General features: G+C 65.8%; 19 protein-coding genes. 10 read left to right on the forward strand and 9 right to left on the reverse strand.

The features are described from left to right. Positions 1-11: 11 nt before the first annotated feature. From AMA02S_RS32475 to AMA02S_RS42335, 5 genes are read right to left on the reverse strand one after another with little or no spacing between them, the layout of a single operon-like run. Complete coding sequence (locus AMA02S_RS32475) at positions 12-1487, reverse strand: SCO6880 family protein (RefSeq protein ID WP_067466180.1); 1476 nt, start codon at positions 1485-1487, stop codon at positions 12-14. After that, entirely contained in the window at positions 1477-2844 is a 1368-nt protein-coding gene (locus tag AMA02S_RS32480; protein WP_067466182.1) for a TrbL/VirB6 family protein, read from the reverse strand. Before AMA02S_RS32480 ends, AMA02S_RS32475 begins: the two co-directional genes overlap by 11 nt. Continuing rightward, on the reverse strand, positions 2844-3518 hold the full coding sequence (locus AMA02S_RS32485; RefSeq protein ID WP_169806934.1) for a DUF8175 domain-containg protein: 675 nt from the start codon (positions 3516-3518) through the stop codon (positions 2844-2846). Before AMA02S_RS32485 ends, AMA02S_RS32480 begins: the two co-directional genes overlap by 1 nt. A gap of 50 nt (positions 3519-3568) precedes the next feature. Beyond that, positions 3569-3904 carry a hypothetical protein gene (locus tag AMA02S_RS32490; protein WP_218005193.1) on the reverse strand — a complete coding sequence of 112 codons (336 nt, stop codon included), beginning with the start codon at positions 3902-3904 and terminating at the stop codon, positions 3569-3571. Further along, the gene (locus AMA02S_RS42335) at positions 3904-4404 is read right to left on the reverse strand and encodes a hypothetical protein (protein WP_157430962.1); all 501 of its coding nucleotides are present in this window, start codon (positions 4402-4404) and stop codon (positions 3904-3906) included. The genes AMA02S_RS32490 and AMA02S_RS42335 overlap by 1 nt, the downstream gene beginning before the upstream one ends. A 181-nt stretch (positions 4405-4585) precedes the next feature. On the opposite strand from AMA02S_RS42335, the gene AMA02S_RS42340 reads away from it, so the two are divergent. The 4 genes from AMA02S_RS42340 (at position 4586) to AMA02S_RS32515 (ending at position 7168) form a co-directional block, all read left to right on the forward strand. Next, positions 4586-4867: a helix-turn-helix domain-containing protein gene (locus AMA02S_RS42340; protein WP_067466188.1), complete on the forward strand. Its 282-nt coding sequence runs from the start codon at positions 4586-4588 to the stop codon at positions 4865-4867. A 21-nt stretch (positions 4868-4888) separates the two neighbouring features. Next, entirely contained in the window at positions 4889-5866 is a 978-nt protein-coding gene (locus AMA02S_RS32505; RefSeq protein WP_169806935.1) for a C40 family peptidase, read from the forward strand. 15 nt (positions 5867-5881) lie between these two features. Next, on the forward strand, positions 5882-6817 hold the full coding sequence (locus AMA02S_RS32510; RefSeq protein WP_218005194.1) for an adenine nucleotide alpha hydrolase family protein: 936 nt from the start codon (positions 5882-5884) through the stop codon (positions 6815-6817). Between the two features lie 90 nt (positions 6818-6907). After that, complete coding sequence (locus AMA02S_RS32515) at positions 6908-7168, forward strand: hypothetical protein (protein WP_218005195.1); 261 nt, start codon at positions 6908-6910, stop codon at positions 7166-7168. A gap of 52 nt (positions 7169-7220) precedes the next feature. On the opposite strand, the gene AMA02S_RS32520 is transcribed toward AMA02S_RS32515, so the two are convergent. Beyond that, a complete protein-coding gene (locus AMA02S_RS32520; RefSeq protein ID WP_084265839.1) occupies positions 7221-8165 on the reverse strand; it encodes a tyrosine-type recombinase/integrase in 945 nt (314 codons plus the stop codon). 374 nt (positions 8166-8539) lie between these two features. Between AMA02S_RS32520 and AMA02S_RS42345 the strand changes: the two genes are divergently transcribed. The 4 genes from AMA02S_RS42345 (at position 8540) to AMA02S_RS40855 (ending at position 14032) form a co-directional block, all read left to right on the forward strand. After that, entirely contained in the window at positions 8540-9004 is a 465-nt protein-coding gene (locus AMA02S_RS42345) for a DUF4282 domain-containing protein (RefSeq protein ID WP_245667929.1), read from the forward strand. Between the two features lie 353 nt (positions 9005-9357). Then, positions 9358-11364: an ATP-binding protein gene (locus AMA02S_RS32525; protein WP_067466194.1), complete on the forward strand. Its 2007-nt coding sequence runs from the start codon at positions 9358-9360 to the stop codon at positions 11362-11364. A 3-nt stretch (positions 11365-11367) separates the two neighbouring features. After that, positions 11368-12777, forward strand: coding sequence for a hypothetical protein (locus tag AMA02S_RS42350; protein WP_157430964.1), 1410 nt, complete (start codon positions 11368-11370; stop codon positions 12775-12777). 46 nt (positions 12778-12823) lie between these two features. Then, positions 12824-14032: a DNA adenine methylase gene (locus AMA02S_RS40855; protein ID WP_084265840.1), complete on the forward strand. Its 1209-nt coding sequence runs from the start codon at positions 12824-12826 to the stop codon at positions 14030-14032. Between the two features lie 896 nt (positions 14033-14928). Here the strand turns inward: AMA02S_RS40855 and AMA02S_RS32535 are convergent. The 3 genes from AMA02S_RS32535 to AMA02S_RS32545 are packed head-to-tail and all read right to left on the reverse strand — an operon-like array spanning position 14929 to position 15907. Beyond that, on the reverse strand, positions 14929-15339 hold the full coding sequence (locus tag AMA02S_RS32535) for a DNA-directed RNA polymerase subunit alpha C-terminal domain-containing protein (RefSeq protein ID WP_157430965.1): 411 nt from the start codon (positions 15337-15339) through the stop codon (positions 14929-14931). Then, positions 15324-15530, reverse strand: coding sequence for a hypothetical protein (locus AMA02S_RS32540; protein ID WP_067466200.1), 207 nt, complete (start codon positions 15528-15530; stop codon positions 15324-15326). Before AMA02S_RS32540 ends, AMA02S_RS32535 begins: the two co-directional genes overlap by 16 nt. Then, positions 15527-15907, reverse strand: a complete 381-nt coding sequence (locus AMA02S_RS32545) for a hypothetical protein (RefSeq protein WP_067466203.1) — start codon at positions 15905-15907, stop codon at positions 15527-15529. Before AMA02S_RS32545 ends, AMA02S_RS32540 begins: the two co-directional genes overlap by 4 nt. Positions 15908-16497: 590 nt before the next feature. On the opposite strand from AMA02S_RS32545, the gene AMA02S_RS32550 reads away from it, so the two are divergent. After that, positions 16498-16806: a putative quinol monooxygenase gene (locus tag AMA02S_RS32550; protein ID WP_067466206.1), complete on the forward strand. Its 309-nt coding sequence runs from the start codon at positions 16498-16500 to the stop codon at positions 16804-16806. Next, entirely contained in the window at positions 16803-18005 is a 1203-nt protein-coding gene (locus tag AMA02S_RS32555; RefSeq protein ID WP_067466209.1) for a helix-turn-helix domain-containing protein, read from the forward strand. Before AMA02S_RS32550 ends, AMA02S_RS32555 begins: the two co-directional genes overlap by 4 nt. Positions 18006-18172 lie beyond the last annotated feature (167 nt).

Genomic DNA, 18172 nt, shown 5'->3' on the forward strand with positions numbered 1-18172 from the left:
GGTCCTCCGGTTCAGTGGATGATGCGGCGCGACAGTTCGGGTGGGCAGATGCCGCAGGGCAAGGTGGTGGCGAATCCGGCGGCCTGGCTTCCCCACAGGCGGCGCAGCCGGATCTTGGCTGAGTCGGCAGCTGCCTCGACGTGCGCGACGGCGCGGCGGAGCTGTTCGGGGTCGGTGACGGTGACGGTCGCGTACATCGAGACCAGGCAGACCCCGGCGCCCATGGCCTCCTCGGTGGCGGCTTGGCGGGCGCGGGCGGCGTCCCAGCTGTCGCGGGCGGTCTCGTCGCGTCCGGTGCGGCGGCGGAACTGGGTACGGAACGCGGCCGCGTTCACCTCTTGCTGCAGCACGCGGCTCGCCGCGGCGGCGGGTAGGGCCCGGTACTGCAGGGTGATGCGCTTGGGGAAGGGGCCGGGCGCGACCAGCCGGGCCAGGATGTCGGAGCGGACGTTCTGGCGGGGCGGTTCGTGCCAGGCCCAGCTCACCGAATGCCCGCCGTCGTGCTCGTAGTGGCCGGTGTGCTCGGTCGCGGCGACCGGCCCCGCATCAGCCCAGGACAGAACGTCTTCTGATCCTGGACGGGCAAGGAGCCGGTTGACCTCGCCGCGCGCGTCCGGGTCGAACGCGATCCGCACCGCACCAGCGATCTCGGCCGCCGTCGCCCGTCCCAGCACGGAGACGCCGCAACCACCGAGCCTGGACGCCAGCCCGTCCAGCGTGCGGCCCAACTCGGCTACCGCCTCGAACAAGTCCTTGGGCGTCGCCGAGGACGCTTTGGGGTCGAAGGTGATCGAGACGCGGGTGTCGACGTCGGCGGCTGCCGCCGGAGCGGTCCGGACGAGTTCGCTCATGATGATGCGCGCCGGGGCAGGCGCCGCAGGGATGACGGCCCGGTCGACGGCGTCGGCGAGTGTGGAGCCGGGTTCGGGCGCGGTCTCCACCGCCACTGTCACCCACCGCACTACAGGCATGTGACCGAGCGTGGCAAGCCAGCCGCCCCAGGACGCGACCCAGGAATCGGCGTCGCCGCGGTCGGCCAGCCAGGTGGAGGTCGGGACGACCCGGAGGGTAGCCGTCAGCAGCCCGGTGCGGCGGTCCCACACGATCCCGTACCGTCCGCCGTATCCGTCCTCGGCACTGAGCAGGGTCAACGGCGCCAGCACTCCCGGAAGCTGGAACGCCCGGGGATGGTTGATGACGACTCCGGCCCGGTACCGGTTGTGCCCGCGCAGGACGCCCCACCGCCATCGGCACCGCCCCAGCACCAGCCGCGCCACCGGAACACCGCCGACACGGATGAGCCCGAGCCCACCGCCGATCAACGCTGGCGGCACCACATAGACGAGCAGTCGTGGTGCGGTGGCGGCGACGAGGACCAGCAGCATCGCGGCGCCGAGCGCGACGAAGGTGGCGGTGGTGTCCATGCCGAGCAGGCCGATGCCGTGGCGGCGCCGCCAGCCGCCGTAGGTGCGGACCTCATTGCCCATCGGCGCCGCCCCCTTCTTCGGCGGCGCCGGTCGGCGCGCCGGTGCCGGCGGTGGCGGCTGAGCGGATCGTGTCCTCACCGCGCTGGCGTTCCTTGTCCGCCGTACGGATGAGGGTGGGAGCGACCGGCTCACCCTGGTTACCGTTCGGTGGCGCCCACCCGTGGCCGCCCTGGTCCGTCCCCGGTTGGTCGGCGCCGGTGGGGCCGCTTCCGGTCGAGGCGCTCGGGTCGGAGGTCTGGCGCTCAACTTCACTGGCCAGCGTTCCCTCGCCAGGTTGTGCAGGCGGGCTGGATGACTGATCGGAGGACGCGTCGAGGGGCGCCGGAGTGGCCTGGTCTCCGAGTTGCTGGTTGAGGTAGTCGGCATGCTGGCCAGCCGAGCTGGATCCGCCGCCTCCAGACCCGCCGCCGTAGCCGCGCAACGCACCGACCGCGGCGGCGCTGCCCATCAGCGCGCCGAGGACGCCGCCGCCGGTGGCGGTCTCGGACCCGCCGGTGGTCCAGGTGAAGAACTTCAGCAGGACCGGAAAGGCGATCAGGCTGATCAGCATCATCGCGAAGCCCATGAGGACCGCGTGCAGGTCCTTACCATTGCCGACCAGCGTGAACGCGGTCGCATACACCGCCGCAGCCGCCGGCTTGTAGAAGATCAGCGCGAGCATCCAGCCCGCGACCCGGGTGAACCATGACCGGGTCGAGGTGGTGATCACGCCCGCGGCCGCCAGTGGCAGCAGCCCGGCCAGAATGATCAGCGCCGCACCGCGGAACAGCAGCAGGAGCGCCTGGATGATGCCGATGACCAGCGCGATCAGGCAGAGGATCAGCACGAGCGCGGCCGGGACCCCGCTCGGCACCGTCACGATCTGGGCCATGCGCATGGCGAAGCCGCCGTGCGCAGAGGCGTCCAGCACCCAGCCGCACCACTGGTCACCCCACTGCAAGAGCAGGTTCGGCACGAGGGTGCCGATCACGGTGACCACGGCCAGGACGACCAGTCCACGGCCGGCGTCCACCAGCGGAACCGCCTTCCGCGACAACGCCATGCGCGCGGCGACGGCCAGCAACGCCAGCATCGCCACCGCGATCGTCAGCGGCCGGACCAGCAACTGCAGGTATCCGATCGCTGGCTCGCCCTCCAGGTCGGGTGACGGCGTTTGCACCCACCAAGACGCGGTGTTGGAGATCAGCCATCCGACCGCCGCCTGGAAGGACTTGGCCGCCTCGTCCAGCACATGCCCGCCGATCATGGATGGCACATCGGGCAGCGCGGGACCGAACGGGTTCCCACCTCCGTCGTTGTCGACCGGTTGGACGCAGGCCGGGTCCATCACCGGCGAGCACGGAACGAACGGAAGCATCACCCACCCCCGCCCGGGAAGCGGACGTAGCCGTCCAGCGACTCGATAGGGGCCGCCGCCCCGGCCCACGTCCCGCCTGGAGGCGCGACCACACGCCAATCGCCATCGCGCCAATGGAGTTGGAGCCGAGTCACTGCGCGGACGGTCACATCGCTGTCGCCCGGACCGGCCGACACCAGATCCAGGCTCGCGGCCTCGGGGGAGTAGCCCTGCCAGCGAAACCCCTCCAGGACGACATAACCTCGCCCGAGCGCCGCGCCTACCGGGCGCTTGCCGCGCTGGCGCTCATACGCCCGGCTTGTCGCGTCGGCCAGGGCGCCGGCGTCGGGGCCGATGACCTGCCGGTCGATGGTGGGCTCGAACACCGTGGGCCCCCACTGCACGTTCGCCCGCACCGCGATATGGACGGCGGCAAGCAGAGCGCCCTGCGGCGTCTGGGTGAACCCCGCCGCCAAGTCACCGCCGGTGTCGCGTGGCCCGTCCGCAGCAGAGTAGGGAAGCCCGACGCCGTGGTAGTCCCGCCACGACATACCGGTGAACGACACCTGCGGCGCGTCCGACAGCTGGCTTGCCTGCGTGGTCGACCGGGCGGCTGGCGTTGTGTGTTTCGGCTCCGTGCGGAACACCGGGGGTACGACCAGGGCGAATAGTGCCCCGCCACCGATTACCGCCAATGCGACGACCCGACCGCGGCGCGACCATGCCACGCCTTCTCGCTGCCGGCTCACTTGAAGAACACAGCCACGATCGGAGCCGACGTCGCCGCCAGGCTCAGCCCGCCCAGTACCCACGGGATGCCGGTCGCGCCATCGGTGGCGAACGTGGATCGGTTCTTGCGCCCGATGGCCATCTGGCCCGCGCAGATGAACAGGCCGGCGATGCCGCAGATCAGCACACCCCACTTGCCCCACGCCAGCAGCGTCTCCATCTTCTTATCCAGACCCGGCGGCGGAGACGGAACCGGGTCGGGCACCTTGACCTCCGGGCTCTGGGTCTCCTTGGGATCGAGCAGCAGCGGCACACGGCTCAGAGCGGTGAGCCCGAATGAGATCGGCCCCATCACCGCCCCTGACCGCTCGGCGCGCCGAGCAAGCTGCGGAGTTCATTGACGGCCTGCCGAGCTTTGCCCGGCAAGACGACCATGGACGGGTCCTCCGCCATCCGCAGCGCACGGGCGTGCGGGATGCGGACCATGCCGCCCACCCGACCTTCCAACAGCGCGAACCGGGCAATGGCATCACGCGATTCCGGGCCGCCGTCGTTGACGATCGCCAGCGCCGCCACTTGCTCGTCCCAGTCCCGCAGTGCCCCGATCGCCGCTGTCGCGTGCTTGGCCGCCATCGCGGTGTTGCGCGCGGCCAGGACCACCGGGCGGCCCTTGGCGCGCAACGGGGAGCGGTCCAGCTCCAGCAGCGATGCGATCGAGCCCATGTCCCACGCCGCGGGCAGCAGCGCGGCCAGCGTGGACGTCCCGGCGCCGCCGTGCGCGCCGGCCACGACCACGTCCAGAACCTCACCCGTCCGGCCGGACGGGATCGGTCCGGTTTGTCGAAGACTCACCCACATACCCCCGAATCGATGCTCTGAGTTGCCGAGTAATCACCGTACGTGGCAGAATTATGGAGCGCAAGCATCGTCAAACGAATTCTTAGAACGCCATCACGCTGAACATCATGCTTCTGCAGCACCCGCCGACCACACTGAAGGGACGAGCATGACCCTCGACCCAGGAGCCCCCGCGATGACCGAGACACCCGGCCGCGACCCCGACGTCCTCACCACCGCCGAACTCGCGGCCAAACTCGGCCTGTCGCCCCAGACCGTCCGCCGGATGGCCAACGCCGGGCAGATCCCCGCCCTCAAGACCGGCAAGGACTTCCGCTACTCCTGGGAGGCGGTCCGCGAGGTGCTGCGGCAGCCCCACCACCAACCCGGGGAAGCCGCCGATGACCCGACCAACCAGCCGAGGAAGGGCGCCGGCTACCGCGCCCAACGCCGAGCCCGCACCGGCGCCCAGGAATAACCCGCCCCGGCGGCCTACCCGGTGAAGGCCGCCGCCCTCATCTGCATCGCCGCCCTTGCGCTGCCCATGGCGCTGGTGATTCTGTTCGCCGGCCAGAACTCCGCCGCAGAAACCGGCTCAGGATCGGCTGGCGCGCCGACCGCCTACGCCGAACGCGACATCCCACCCACCTACCTGCGCTGGTACCTGGATGCCGCACAGACTTGCCATGACCTGCCTTGGAACGTCCTGGCCGCGATCGGCAAGGTCGAGTCCGACCACGGCCGCTCCACTACCCCCGGCATCCACTTCGGCCAGAACTCCGCCGGAGCCGGCGGCCCCATGCAATTCCTCGCCTCCACCTGGACCGCCTACGGCGTCGACGGTGACGACGACGGACGCACAGACCGCTACAACCCCGCCGACGCCATCTACGGCGCCGCCCATTACCTATGCGCCAACGGGGCGGGGAAAGGCGGCAAGCACCTCTATCTAGCGATCTGGCAGTACAACCACGCCGACTGGTACGTCCGCAAAGTCCTCGCCCAAGCAGCCCGCTACGCCACTCTCACCACAACCGGGCGTGGCGCAACCGCCGTCCGCGCCGCCCTGCGCTGGCTCGGCACCCCCTACTCCTGGAGCGGCGGCGGACCCTCTGGCCCCACCTATGGCACCGCCCAAGGAGCCGGTACCAAAGGCTTCGACTGCTCTGGCCTCACCCAATACGCCTGGGCCCAAGCCGGCATCCACCTACCCCGGGTCGCCGCCGACCAATACAAAGCCAGCACCCACATCCCCCGCACCCAACTCCAGCCCGGCGACCTGCTCTTCTTCGCTACCAACCCCGCCGAGCCCACGACTATCCACCACGTCGGCATCTACTACGGCCGCGGACGCATGATCCACGCTCCCCACACCGGCGACGTCGTCCGCATCTCCCCATTCACCGGCAACACCTACCGCGAGCGCCAATACATCGGCGCCACCCGCCCCACGCTGGCCCGCACCACACAAACCTGACCGGAGGCCCATCCCTTGAACCAGCGAGCGAGCTCAAGCCGTCACCCAAAGGATCACGCAACCTCCCGAGCCAACGCACGCTCAGCAGCCAACCGCCAACACCGCAAGACACCCCCGTCCCCGAGGAAGGCAAGAACCCCACCGCCCTGCGGGCCGATCCGCGCCTTCAGCTACGGCGGCGGCTGGCAGTCCACCGCCGCGCTCGTCCTGGCCGCCCAAGGCCGCATCGACTTCCGACGCTTCCTATTCGCCAACGTCGGAGACGACTCCGAACACCCAGCCACCCTGCGCTACATCCGCGAACACGCCGCCCCCTACGCCGCCGCACACGGCATCGACCTCCGCGAACTGCGCCGCATCCGCCGCGACGGCACCACCGAAACCCTCTACGGCCGCCTCATGCGCGAAGGATCCCGCTCCATCCCCATCCCCGTCCGCATGAGCAACGGCGCCCCCGGCACCCGCTCCTGCACCGCCGACTTCAAGATCCGTGTCATCGGCCGCTGGCTCAAAGCCCACGGCGCCAGTCCCACCAACCCCGCCACCATCGCCATCGGCATCAGCCTCGACGAAATCCACCGCGCCAACGCCCGACGCCACGAACCCTACGAACGCATCGTCTATCCACTCCTGGACCTCGGCATCCGCCGCAGTGACTGCCCCCGCATCATCCGCTCCGCTGGCCTCCCCATCCCACCCAAATCCGCCTGCTGGTTCTGCCCCTTCCACCGCCTCACCACATGGCAGGACATGCGACGCGACCAACCTGCCCTCTTCACCAAGGCATGCCACCTCGAAGCCACCATCAACAAACGCCGCGCACACCTCAGCAAAGACCCCGTCTACCTCACCCGCTACAACGCCCCCCTCGCCGACGTCATCCCTACCGGCGTCCCGCTTCCCTTCGACGAAAGCGACGGCACCTGCGACAGCGGCTGGTGCCTCACCTGAGCCCTATCGAGACCGAGCACGACGAGCGCGAGCACCCATGAGTTCGTCGATGCTTCCTGGGCTCCGTCGGTGAGGGAGAGGGCCAAGGTCTTGAGCCGATACTTCGGAGAGGAGGTCGTACTGGCGGAGATCGACAAGAGAATCGCTGCACTGGAGTCCTGGAGCAGAACGGCGAACAAGAACAAGCGGACCAAACCCGCGCGAGAGGCATTCCTCGCACGGTTCGAGCGAGAGGTCGACCCCGAAGGTGTGCTCCCACCACGGGAACGCCGGGAACGGGCCGAGCTGGCCAAGCGCGCCTACATGCTGCGGCTGGCCAAGCGGTCGGCCCAGGTGAGAAAGAGGGGATGAACAACAGCCAAGCCCCGGCGCTTTCACGCGCCGGGGCTTGGCTGTTGTCTGGCTAGTCCTCCATGATGCGGTCGTAGGTGCGGCGGGCGCGGGTGCTGGCGGCGCTGCGGCCGTAGCGGCGGAGCATCTGGGGTGATGTCCAGCCGTTGAGTTCCATGAGGTCGCCTTCGGCGCCGCCTTTGTCGAGCCAGGTGTGGGAGAAGTGGTGGCGGAATTTGTGTGGGTGGACGGTGACGCCGCACTCGCTGCCGCGGCGGACGACCATTTGGTAGATGCCGTTGGCGGTCATGGGTGGGCGGTTGTTGGTGCCTAGCCAGAGGCGTCGGCTGGTGGCGTAGGTGTGTTTGGTGCGGATGCGGATGTAGCGGTCGATGGCGCGGGCTGAGGGGTGTCCGAACCGGACGATGCGTTGTTTGTTGCCTTTGCCGGTGACGAGGAGTTCGCGGTGCATCAGGTCGAGATCGCCGCGTTCGGGGTCTTCGGGGTCGTGGGTGATGCCGGCGAGTTCGGACAGGCGCAGGCCGGTGGCTTTGAAGAGGGTGAGGATGGCGTAGTCGCGGCGTTGGGTGAAGGTCTTGCCTTCGCAGTGCTTGAGGAGCTTGGTGAGTTCCTCGTCGGTGAAGACGGGGACGACCTTCTCGCCGACGGCGGGCGGGTGGAGCTTGGCCATGGGGTTGGGGAGTTCTTCGTCGGTGGACCACCACTTGAAGAACTGCTGCAGAGCCCGGTACTGGTTGTTGGCGTAGCTGTCGGAGTAGGTGCTCAGGAGCTGGACGGTCCAGGCGCGGACGTCGTCGGCGGTGACGTCTTCCCAGTCGGAGTGCTGGGTGTTGCGTCGAAGGTGCTCGGCCGCGAACCACTGTGCCGCTTCGGCGTAGGTGCGGACGGTCTTCGGGGACTTCCCCTCGGCGTTGAGGTGGAGGGTGAACGAGTTGATCGCGGGCTGGAAGGTGCCTGCTCGCAGGTCCTTCGGTCGCCGCGTGCGGGCGGTACCCATCGGGAGATAGTTTTCCTCTGTTCAAGCGGTGTACACCGGTGGTGATCAACCCGTTATCGGTGTTTTCGCTGGTCAGAGGACCTGTGTGGGCAGGGGCGGGGTCGAACCGCCGACCTTCCGCTTTTCAGAGGTAGCAACCACCCTGCACCCACGTCGTCCACCGAGGTCAGACGGTGCCCGACGTGCGCCCGTGGTGCTGGTTGGTAGGCGTCGTTGCCGTCAGGGTTGCCGTCACCCCTTGGCTGTCGACCTTGCTCCTTCTACCGCTGCCCATGCACCCAGTAGGAGCGGTTGCAAAGGCATGAGGTAGACACGCTCAGGCCAACTCCAAGGTGTTTGACCGGCCCGAACGTCTGCGATCCGCTGGAACCGTGATGCCACCAGATGAGCACGACAATGCTCCGCACCGCCCCGGCCTGTTCGCTGCACTGGTTGACGTGAAGTTCGAACGGGCAGTGACTCCACTCTTGGTCCGGTGGGTCTACCTCGGCGCCCTCGTCATCGTCGTCTTCGGCGTCGTCTTCTGCCTGCTCTGGGTCTGGTCGCTGGCTACCTGGATGGGCGGAGCGCTCTGGCTGGCGGCACCCATCGTGCTCGGCGCAGGCATGGTCACCTTGCTGATAGTCCGCATCACCTGCGAGTGGATCCTCACTCGCTTCCAATGCTCATGGCCCTCTCACGCCCAGTCGGCCATGCGCCCGGACTTCACGGGTTACCAGCCGCACGCCCCCGCACATACCGCCGACGGGCCAAGGGCCAGCACAGCCATAGTCCGAGGACAAGCCGACCCGGAGCGCTGGACCAGTACCGGCGCCGGCAGCGGCGCGTCAGCACCTTGACCTCAGCTTAGTGAGCCGACGGATTTGCAGTCCCACCGCCAAACTCCCCTGACCTGCGCCTACGTGGCACAGCCGCCCAACTTCGGCCCACATTAGGCACAGCCATCACAGAGCTGCCCTCGTCAGTCTGGAGGCTTACAGACCTGAGCGGCGAACAACATGCGGCACCGAAACCTGTAAGCCGGGTGGTGACCGGCCACGTGTGGACATTGGAGAACCTAGAAGTCGGCTACGCCGGCTCCTTTCGTGTACGACTCTTGAAACAGGGACCACCCGTAGCGTCCCGGTTGCGTAGAATGACGGCGGCTGGGCGCATTTGCCGCGCTGCTGCGCGGCCGATGGAGGGGCAACACGTGGCAGGGATCGCAGAGACGGTTCAGAGGACTACAGAACTCCGGAAGCCGCTGACAGCGCTGGTCAACAAAGGCTGCGTGCCGGTTGGTGGCATCTTCCGGCTCGACTACGACTCCGCCGTCGTTCTGACCGACGACTTCAAGAAACACAAGGCCGGAGGCGTGCCCCGCGGTGGATTCCTCCTCGCAGTTGCGGGCGAGAACACTGACTCTGGATTCATACTTGAGGACCAGGAAGTCATCCTGCTCCGCGTGCGCGGCACCGCGCCGCTCCCTAACGAATCAGAGCTGATCCAGACGCGACTGGCGGTTGTTCGCGACGCTGGTGCATCGGGCGTGGGATTCGACGACGTTACCGACGTGCTCACCCGCAACGAGTTGCAGCAGTCTGCCTTCGACTGCGAGGTACTCGGGACCTTTTACACCGAGACTGATGCCCGCGAAGCGCAGATTGAGTACGGCGCGGACCTTGACAACGTGGTCGTCTCGGCTCGCTACCAGGTCTTTCTTCCTTCGACAGAGGTGCTGTCCTGGTTAGCGTCTTACCCTGAGCCCGTTGACAAGCGGGATGCCCTCACAGTCGGCAGGGTTCGTTTCGCCGCCACGCGTCGCAAGGCGTTGATGGCCGGGACCGACCAGGCTGACGTTCGCATCGACGTGTCAGACTTCATCGGCCGAAAGACTGCCGTGTTCGGCATGACGCGGACCGGGAAGTCAAACACCATCAAGACCCTGGTTACAGCCGTGCATCGCTACGGCTCGGAACATCAGCGCTCCATCGGGCAGCTCATCTTCGACCCTCAAGGCGAGTACGCTAACGTAAACAAGCAGGACGGCACTGGCCTTCGGCTGCTCGGCGATGACGACAGCACGGTTCGGATCTTCAAAGTAGAGCCTAACCCGGCGGATAGCCGAGAGAAGCCGCTGCGTATCAACTTCTATGATCGCGAAGTCCTGGACGCGGCATGGAGCCTGGTCAGCGAAGCAACCGCACCGGTTAACACCAATTATGGTAAGGACTTCCGGTCCGCGGTTCTCTCCGAGCCTGACCGGAACGATCGCAGTGCCTACACCCGCTGGGCCTGGGCGATGGTCGCCTTCTATGGACTGTTGGCGAAGTGTGGTTTCCAAGGAGGCTCGCTGCCACAGGACCTCATCGTCGTGGCGCAGGCAAACCCGATGAGTGCCTTTATAGCCGCCAACTCTGGCGCGGTTACTCAGGCTGGTCGGCCCGGTAGCTACCGCGTGCAAACCCCTGCTGGCGCACTCGCACTTGCAGAATGGGTAGGCGAACGACCCGATGATTTTCCAAAATGGCACGAAAGGGAAAAGTGTCACTTCGTAGACATTTGGGGAGTCTACAAGTACACAGGCGTCACAGCCGCCATTCGAACCATCCGCGCCTTTCACGGGGCCCAGTCGGTTGGTGATGTCGGGGAGCACTTGTGGCAGGACATGCTCGCGGGACGGCTTGCGATCGTCGACCTTTCCAGCGGCAACGATCACGTCGCCAAGGTGATGTCGGAGCGCATCGTAACGCATCTGCTGAACCGAGCAAGCGAGCGGTTCCGCAATGACAACGACCCGGTCGACATGCAGATCATCGTCGAGGAGGCCCACAACCTGTTCGAGCGCGGCAGCCGCGACGTGGTTGACGACCCTTGGGTACGCTTGTCGAAAGAAGCCGCGAAGTATCGGATGGGACTGATCTACGCGACACAGGAAGTTACCTCCGTCGACAAGCGGATCCTATCCAATACCTCGAACTGGCTGATCGCCCACCTTAACTCCGACCACGAGACCCGTGAACTGGCGCACTACTACGACTTTAAAGTCTGGGTTCCCAGTATTATGCGGGCCGAGGATGTCGGCTTCGTTCGCATGAAGACGTATTCAGGGAAGTACATCGTCCCAGTGCAGATCGCGAAGTTCGACCACGCGATGGTCAACAACGCGCGAAAGGCCGCGGGCCTTGCGGTCGTTGACTTCCAGATCGAAGGCGAGTAGTCCATGCCCTACGCCGGAGAAAAGGCTTCTCGCCTCGGGCATGTAGGCACCGTTCGCAACGAGGCGGTCAAAGCTGCCCTGCAACGCTGGACAATTACGAGCGCTCGCCCCAGCAGTAGGGACGACATCGATGGGCTATGCTCTCCACTCGAAGACCTGGCGCTGGTCGGCAACCTGGACGCTGTTGACTTCTCCATTACAGTGGACGGCTCGGATACCGAAGTTGAAACGACTCGCGATCATCCAACCGTGAAGGTCGGCTACCTCCGGATCGCGGGCTCGATGGTCCGCCTTGATGTCTTCCAAAATCTCGCACAGGTAAGGTTCATCGATCCGCAGGAAGTCCGCCGATCCCACACCGAATACGCCTTCGACGTCGCGCTTCCCGGCTCTCAACTAGCTCGCCCAGGTATGAGCGGCGCCGAGACCTGGCGTACAGAGCTCGACGCATTCCTCCAGAGCTCACGCTTCGACTCAAGCACGACCATGACCCTCAGCGATGGTCTCCTCAACCTACACGGCACACGTGGGGCACCTGCAACTAAGATCGCACTCCGGGTGTGCCCAGGTTGCGAGCTCAAGGCATCGGATGAAACCACCCTCACAGTCACCGCAACGGGTGGCACTTGCCCATCATGCAACGGGCAGCTCTACCTCGCGGATGTGCTCCGAACCCACGAGGAATACAATGTTGAAGGCTCGAATTTCACACCCATGGGCCGCGTTATGACTGCCGCCGAGCGACTGATGTCTCTTTGCTACCTGAACTTCTTCGCCGACACTGCACCTGAGGTTCTCCGGCACACCATCTTCATTACCGACGGGCCGCTTGCCTTGTTTGGTCCGCTGGCACCACTTAAACGCCGATTCCAAGAACACCTCGGCAATCTGAGTAGCTGGTGTGCGCAGCGCGACATCGTTGCCCCACTCATAGTAGGAATCGAGAAAACCGGTGCATTTGTCGAGCACGCTGAGCAGATCAAGGATCTAATCCCCACCGGGCACGTCATGCGGCTTACCAACGACTACATCAACCGGATTTCCGGGAGACCAGCGAACAACCGCTACGGCATCGATGAGTTCTACGGTCGCCGCTTCATCTATCGAACTCGCGCTGGGGACCCCTTGGTCATCACAGTCCTCCCTGCGCCTGGACATTCGCCGTACGAAGGAGGTGCCGAGGTCGAAGGTTGGGACGCCTATCCGACGCTTCGCCTGATCTGTGAGGTTCTCGACGCGCTCAGGACCCGCATGTACCAGCATGCAGTCGTACCCATCGCACTCGCGCACTCGGCGGCTGCGCTGCCACTGGGGGTCGGACGATCTGTCCTGACGATGATGGCGCAGCAGAACGTCCCTGGGCTGAAGCTTGACATCCAAGCGGTGCAACCGCCGACCTACTTCAAAAAGTAGGCAGCATCGTGCGCCCAAACATCCGGCCATCCGGCAAGATACGATCATGCCTACTCTGACCTCGCCGTCGGCCAACGTCGCTGCCAGCGAACTTGCTAGAGTCGCCGATCTCTTTGGCACTGGCGAGGCGATCAACGTCCAGGCTCGCCCCTTGGTTGAAGAGCTTGAACCCATCTCACATGTGCTGGCCCGCGGGCGCTACCAGTCGCCCCTGCGCTACCCAGGAGCCAAGTCGTCGCTCGCCCCTGTCATCGCACGTGTGATTACATCGGCAAAACAGTCGCGGGAGGTGCCTGAGATCAATCTCCTCGTTGAGCCCTTCGCCGGTGGCGCATCAGCATCACTGCGTATGGTTGGTGAGGGCATCGTCGACCGCATCCTCCTCGCAGATGCTGACCCACTCGTCACCGCGTTCTGGCAGGCCGCCGCTGACGACACCGAGCGGCTCGTCGACCAAATGTATGATGAGTGGAATCGCTATGTACGTGACGGTGGAGAGGCGGCCGTCGAGCGATGGGACTATTGGCAGGCATGGAAGCCGCGGTCGAACATTACGGCCCGCAATCGTCGCCTGGCGGCCGCCATTAAATGTCTGTTCCTCAATCGGACCACTTTCTCGGGGATCTTGCACGGTAAGGCCGGCCCTCTTGGTGGACGTGCGCAGACCAGTGATTACCCGATCGGCTGCCGCTGGAATCCCGACGCGATCGCTGAGCGACTCCGGTACGTCGGTCACCTCTATGATGTCGGTCGCCTCGTAGACGTGTGGCGCAAGGATTGGCGCCAAACCCTCGACGACGTGCCCGAGCATTATCCGCAACTTCTACCGTCCAGGGTGGTTGCCTACCTCGACCCACCATACGTCGAGAAGTCGTCGGTCCTCTACCGAACCTCGTTTGACCCGCGAGGCGGTTATGGCGGCGACGGACTCGGCGCGTCCCGACCAAGTGACGACACTCTCCACCTAAGTCTCGCTGACTACCTGCGGACGAAGGCGCAGTTCCGGTGGTTGCTCAGCTATGACAGCTACCCGATGCTTACGCAAAGCGCGTGGCTGTACGCTCACAACCGCATGACCCCGTCCGCACTTGATCGTGAAGTGCTCGGTGTACGCAGTTGGCGCATTAGCAAGCGACTAGTAACCACGCGCTACTCTGCAGCTGGCCGCGTTGGGAAGCGGTCAGCCGACGAATTGTTGATCACGACGCTTCCACCAGCGACTGTCCCTTTGGACGAGCAACTACGCCTGCCGTGAACTTGCAGGGGGCGCTCACGTGAGCCGCTCGCCGTCCCGGAGGGTACGTCCGCGCGAACGGCGAGACGTTGAGACAGACAGTCTCGCGCGGACGTGCCCTCCGGCTCGCGGGGGGCTGGGGGCCGCGAGGCCCCCGCTTCACGCTCGATCAATTGCCCGGCGAAGTTTATCGAGTAAATCCGGACGATACGGGCGGGGGTTAAGACTCATATGTGGCGGCTGCGATTATTGTGCCTCGCTGCTGGGCAGAACGGCTCATGTACTATCTCTCCAACCATTGGAGGAACACGTTGCCGAAGTCCCACACTGAAATCCTGGTTCCAACCAACAAGCCAGGCTCCCCATGGAGTCGGCAGTGGCAGCTGATGTGCCCGGCATGTGGCATAGGCGAAGTTGAGAACATGGGTTATGCCCCGGACCATGAAGTTGTGACCGTGCATCCAGACCGAGATGACTACGACAGCCCTCTGGGGACGCGCGGCGGGTACGTTCGGGTAGATCTTGAATGCTCAGACGGCCACAGCTTCGCTTTGATTGTGGGCAACCACAAGGGAGCGGAGTACGTCGGGGTCGTACCTCGGGTTCAAGGGCAAGAGGACGCCTGAGTGTCGCGGACCTCGCGACCCATGGACTATGTCGAGATCCCAGTCTCGCCACAGCCTGGGCGGACGGGCGGCGCGGCGCGGCGGGACCGGACGGGACAGGCCGCATGCCCGGCGCGCCGGGGCGGGCGGCCGCCGGCGGCGCGGAGCGGCGCCCTTGAAGACGTACTGAAAGTACTCATCCGGGTCGGACGGCTTCGGATGATCTTGGTTCGGTCTACGGGACGGGCGGTGTCTGTGCTTGCTGTTCCGGCGGTGTGGTGGCACTAGGAGCGGGTCTGCGGGAGGCGGCTGTCAGGCTAGCTCGGTGTGGCGGACGTCGATGCCTGCGGTTATGAGGGCTGTGCGGATGTCGTTGAGGTGGCCTTGGCCGATGTTGTGGACTTTGCTGAGTTGCTGCTGGCGGCTCATGTTGATCAGGTCGCCTATGGTCTTCGGTCTGGCGGGGTCGATGCGTAAGGCGTTGGTGATCCTGGTGGACAGGTCCAGGCAGGAGATCGGGCAGCGTGTGGAGTGCTGGTCGTTGTCCGGGGGTGCTTCGGGGGCCGGGCTGGGCGTTCCGTCCAGGAGTGCTGTGCGGGTCGCGGTGGCTAGGAGGTTCACCAGGTCGGCGACCGTGCGCAGCCCTAGACAGCTCACGGGGCATTGCATCGTGAGCCCTGTGGGGTGCGGGTGATGCTCGGCCTCGTTCATCTGTGCCGCCATGGCCACGCCCTCGCGTTGATGATCTCTTCACGGAGTTGTCGGATGTCTGGGGCCGAGAGCAGGCGGGGGCCGTCGCGAAGGGGGACCATGGCCCACCACTCCCGGGTGTGCTGGCCGTACCAGGCTTGGACGTCGGGGAACTGCTGCGTGATGCCCTGGGCGGCTCGGTGCTCGTCAGCGTTGCCGTTCATGAGCGGTTGGCGCTTGCCTGGCTCGCCTTCTTGAGCCGTCGCCAGATGATGCGCTCGACTTCGGTCACTGCCTCTGCCAGGTCGGCGCAAGGGATAGGGACGGCGCTGCTGCGGGTGAGGTAGACCCATCCGCCGAAGTGGGTGGCCGTCAGCTCCTCGCTCGCCGGGGCGTGCCTGGTCGGACCGACGTGAAGCGTCACCGGGGACACCTCGAAGCGCCGTTTCGTGCGCCATCCTCGTGCCGCGAGTGCTTCGGCAAGGCGGTCCAAGTGCCACATCGCCAGCCGGTCATGACGGTCTCGCGTGATGAACCAGCGGACAAAGCGGCGGGCGCGGCGTCCCCAGTGCCGCACGGTCAGGGCGGACTCGTCGATCATCGGCCGTTCGATTCGGTGAGCGCGAGGACGTGTCGGATGCGGTCGGCGGCGTGCTGGGTGTCCCAGAGCGGGCAGAGTGGTTCAAGCTCGGGCTCTGACTTGCGGGTCGGGCCTGACCAGACCCAGTGCCACCACAGTTCGCCGGCGGGGCCGTGCGGGCGGCACCTGACCTCTTGCCGTAGGCCGGGGCTCATCAACTGACCAAGGGTGTTGTCGGGTGCTGGTTCCCCGTGCGGGTTCGCGGCCATGACCGCGCCGTGTCCCCATGCCTTGGCCGCTAGACCATGCTGGTCCAGAGCGGCTATCAGGGAGAGGGCTGCGTCTCGCCACTCGCGTTGATCGCTCGACGGATGGGGCCATGCGTCGGCTGCGTCTTGTCTCGGGGCGTCTTGGGGAGCAGACATTGAGGTCCCTTCGGACGGGTCCTATCAGGTGATGGGTGACCTGCTCGCGGTGATCTTGCTGGTCAGAGCCAGGTCTCCGTGATTGATATTCAAAGTACGGGTACAGTACTTCAAGTACAAGTCACTTCGCGTATTGCGTCGCACAATATGTACTGATCTCGTAGAGATCCACAGAGGAGGGTGCCGATGTTCGGCTTGATGGTTCGGTTCACCTGCAAGGATGAAGACAGCGCCGAGGCGTTCGATCGGCTGGTGGCCGAGACGATCGGGAAGATCGAGACGGAGGAGCCGGGCACGCTGGTGTACGCGGTACACGGCGTTGACGGGCAGCCGCTACAGCGGATCTTCTACGAGCTGTACCGGGACCGGTCGGCCTTCGACGCACACGAGGAACAAGAGCACGTTCGGCGGTTCCTCGGCGCACGCGACGAGCTGCTCGCTTCGGTAGAAGTCGACTGGCTGAACCTTCATGCGGGCAAGGGGACGACCGGGTGAGTACCGAGTATCAAAGGGCGCTTGGACGGCGGATCGCCCAGGAGCGCAAGCGGCGGGGGCTGTCTCAGCCTGAGCTGGCGCGGCTGATCGATCGCTCGGTGGCCTGGGTCTCCCAGGTGGAACGTGGCGTGCGCAAGGTCGACCGGATGTCGGTCTTGGAGAAGGTCGCCGAGGTCCTGGAACTACCGCTGTCGGAGTTGGCGGCTGAGGCCCCGGTCGTTGCTGCGACGACCGAGGAACTCCCGGGGTCGGCTGGCCTGCGGCTCGTCCTGTCGGGCGCTCACTCGCTGCGGGCCATGCTGCACTCGGCGCCCGTACCGTCCACAGCTGAGATCAAGCCGCGGGTAGATCGCGCCTGGGAACTGGCCCATGGGAGTCAGTACGTCGAGTTGGCGGATCTGCTTCGCGGGCTGGTGCCCGCGCTGGAGTCCGCGGTGCGATCGGCGCCTGAGGAGCGGCGCACAGAGCTGTTCGATCTCCTGGCGGTGACCTACCAGGCGTGCTCGGCGGCGTTGGCCAAGCTCGGCGAACCGGAGGCGGCCTGGATCGCCGCTGACCGCGCCACCGTGGCGGCTGAACGTGCGGGCGATGCGCTGATGATGGCCGCCGGCGCTTTCCGGCTCGGGTTCGTCTTCCTGGGGGCGCGGCACTTCGACCAGGCGGAAGAGAACGCCCGGACGGCCGCTGAGGCGCTGTGGTTCCTCGTTGACCAGGGCAAGCCGGAGGCCATGTCGCTTTGGGGTGGGCTGACGCTGCAACGGGCCGTGGCCGCGTCCCGGCTCAATCAGGCGGACGTGGCGTATGAGCATCTGGCGCGGGCTCGCGAGGTCGCCGAACGGCTCGGGGACGGTCACAACGACTACAACACCGAGTTCGGTCCGGCGAACGTGATGCTCCACGAGGTCGCCGTGGCGGTTGAGCTGGGGGACGCGGGTCACGCGCTCCGGGCCGGGGGCGAGGCGGACACCTCGACCTTGTCCGCGGAACGTCGGGCGCGGCTACAGATCGATCTGGCGCGTGCGCACACCCAGCGGCGGCAGGTCGACGAGGCCGTCTCGGCGCTGCTGGAGGCTGAGTCGATCACACCGGAGCAGATACGGAACCACCGGATCGTGCGGCAAGTCGTGTCCGATCTGCTGACCATGCAGGATCCGCCCTCCTCTGACCTGCGAGAACTCGCTGACAGGGTGGGGGCGTAGAAAAAGTACGCTTCCTAGTACTCAAAGTACTAGTAGAAACCCTGAGTACGGGGTAGCGTTCGTGTTGACGCTGAAGCACTCCTCAGAGGAGGTGAAAGCTCAACACGAACGCTCTTCGTGTTTCAGGGGCGGAAGTCCGTTCTTGGACGGCGAAACAGGCCACACAT

This window comes from Actinomadura macra NBRC 14102 (genome assembly GCF_001552215.1).
Lineage (GTDB): Bacteria > Actinomycetota > Actinomycetes > Streptosporangiales > Streptosporangiaceae > Spirillospora > Spirillospora macra.

What these genes read in the sequence shown, in the direction of transcription:
- AMA02S_RS32475 (WP_067466180.1), bottom strand. Translation starts at nt 1,487, where the DNA reads ATGGGCAATGAGGTCCGCACCTACGGCGGCTGGCGGCGCCGCCACGGC.
- AMA02S_RS32480 (WP_067466182.1), bottom strand. Translation starts at nt 2,844, where the DNA reads ATGCTTCCGTTCGTTCCGTGCTCGCCGGTGATGGACCCGGCCTGCGTC.
- AMA02S_RS32490 (WP_218005193.1), bottom strand. Translation starts at nt 3,904, where the DNA reads ATGGGGCCGATCTCATTCGGGCTCACCGCTCTGAGCCGTGTGCCGCTG.
- AMA02S_RS42340 (WP_067466188.1), top strand. Translation starts at nt 4,586, where the DNA reads ATGACCGAGACACCCGGCCGCGACCCCGACGTCCTCACCACCGCCGAA.
- AMA02S_RS32520 (WP_084265839.1), bottom strand. Translation starts at nt 8,165, where the DNA reads ATGGGTACCGCCCGCACGCGGCGACCGAAGGACCTGCGAGCAGGCACC.
- AMA02S_RS42345 (WP_245667929.1), top strand. Translation starts at nt 8,540, where the DNA reads ATGCCACCAGATGAGCACGACAATGCTCCGCACCGCCCCGGCCTGTTC.
- AMA02S_RS42350 (WP_157430964.1), top strand. Translation starts at nt 11,368, where the DNA reads ATGCCCTACGCCGGAGAAAAGGCTTCTCGCCTCGGGCATGTAGGCACC.
- AMA02S_RS40855 (WP_084265840.1), top strand. Translation starts at nt 12,824, where the DNA reads ATGCCTACTCTGACCTCGCCGTCGGCCAACGTCGCTGCCAGCGAACTT.
- AMA02S_RS32535 (WP_157430965.1), bottom strand. Translation starts at nt 15,339, where the DNA reads ATGGCGGCACAGATGAACGAGGCCGAGCATCACCCGCACCCCACAGGG.
- AMA02S_RS32540 (WP_067466200.1), bottom strand. Translation starts at nt 15,530, where the DNA reads ATGAACGGCAACGCTGACGAGCACCGAGCCGCCCAGGGCATCACGCAG.
- AMA02S_RS32545 (WP_067466203.1), bottom strand. Translation starts at nt 15,907, where the DNA reads ATGATCGACGAGTCCGCCCTGACCGTGCGGCACTGGGGACGCCGCGCC.
- AMA02S_RS32550 (WP_067466206.1), top strand. Translation starts at nt 16,498, where the DNA reads ATGTTCGGCTTGATGGTTCGGTTCACCTGCAAGGATGAAGACAGCGCC.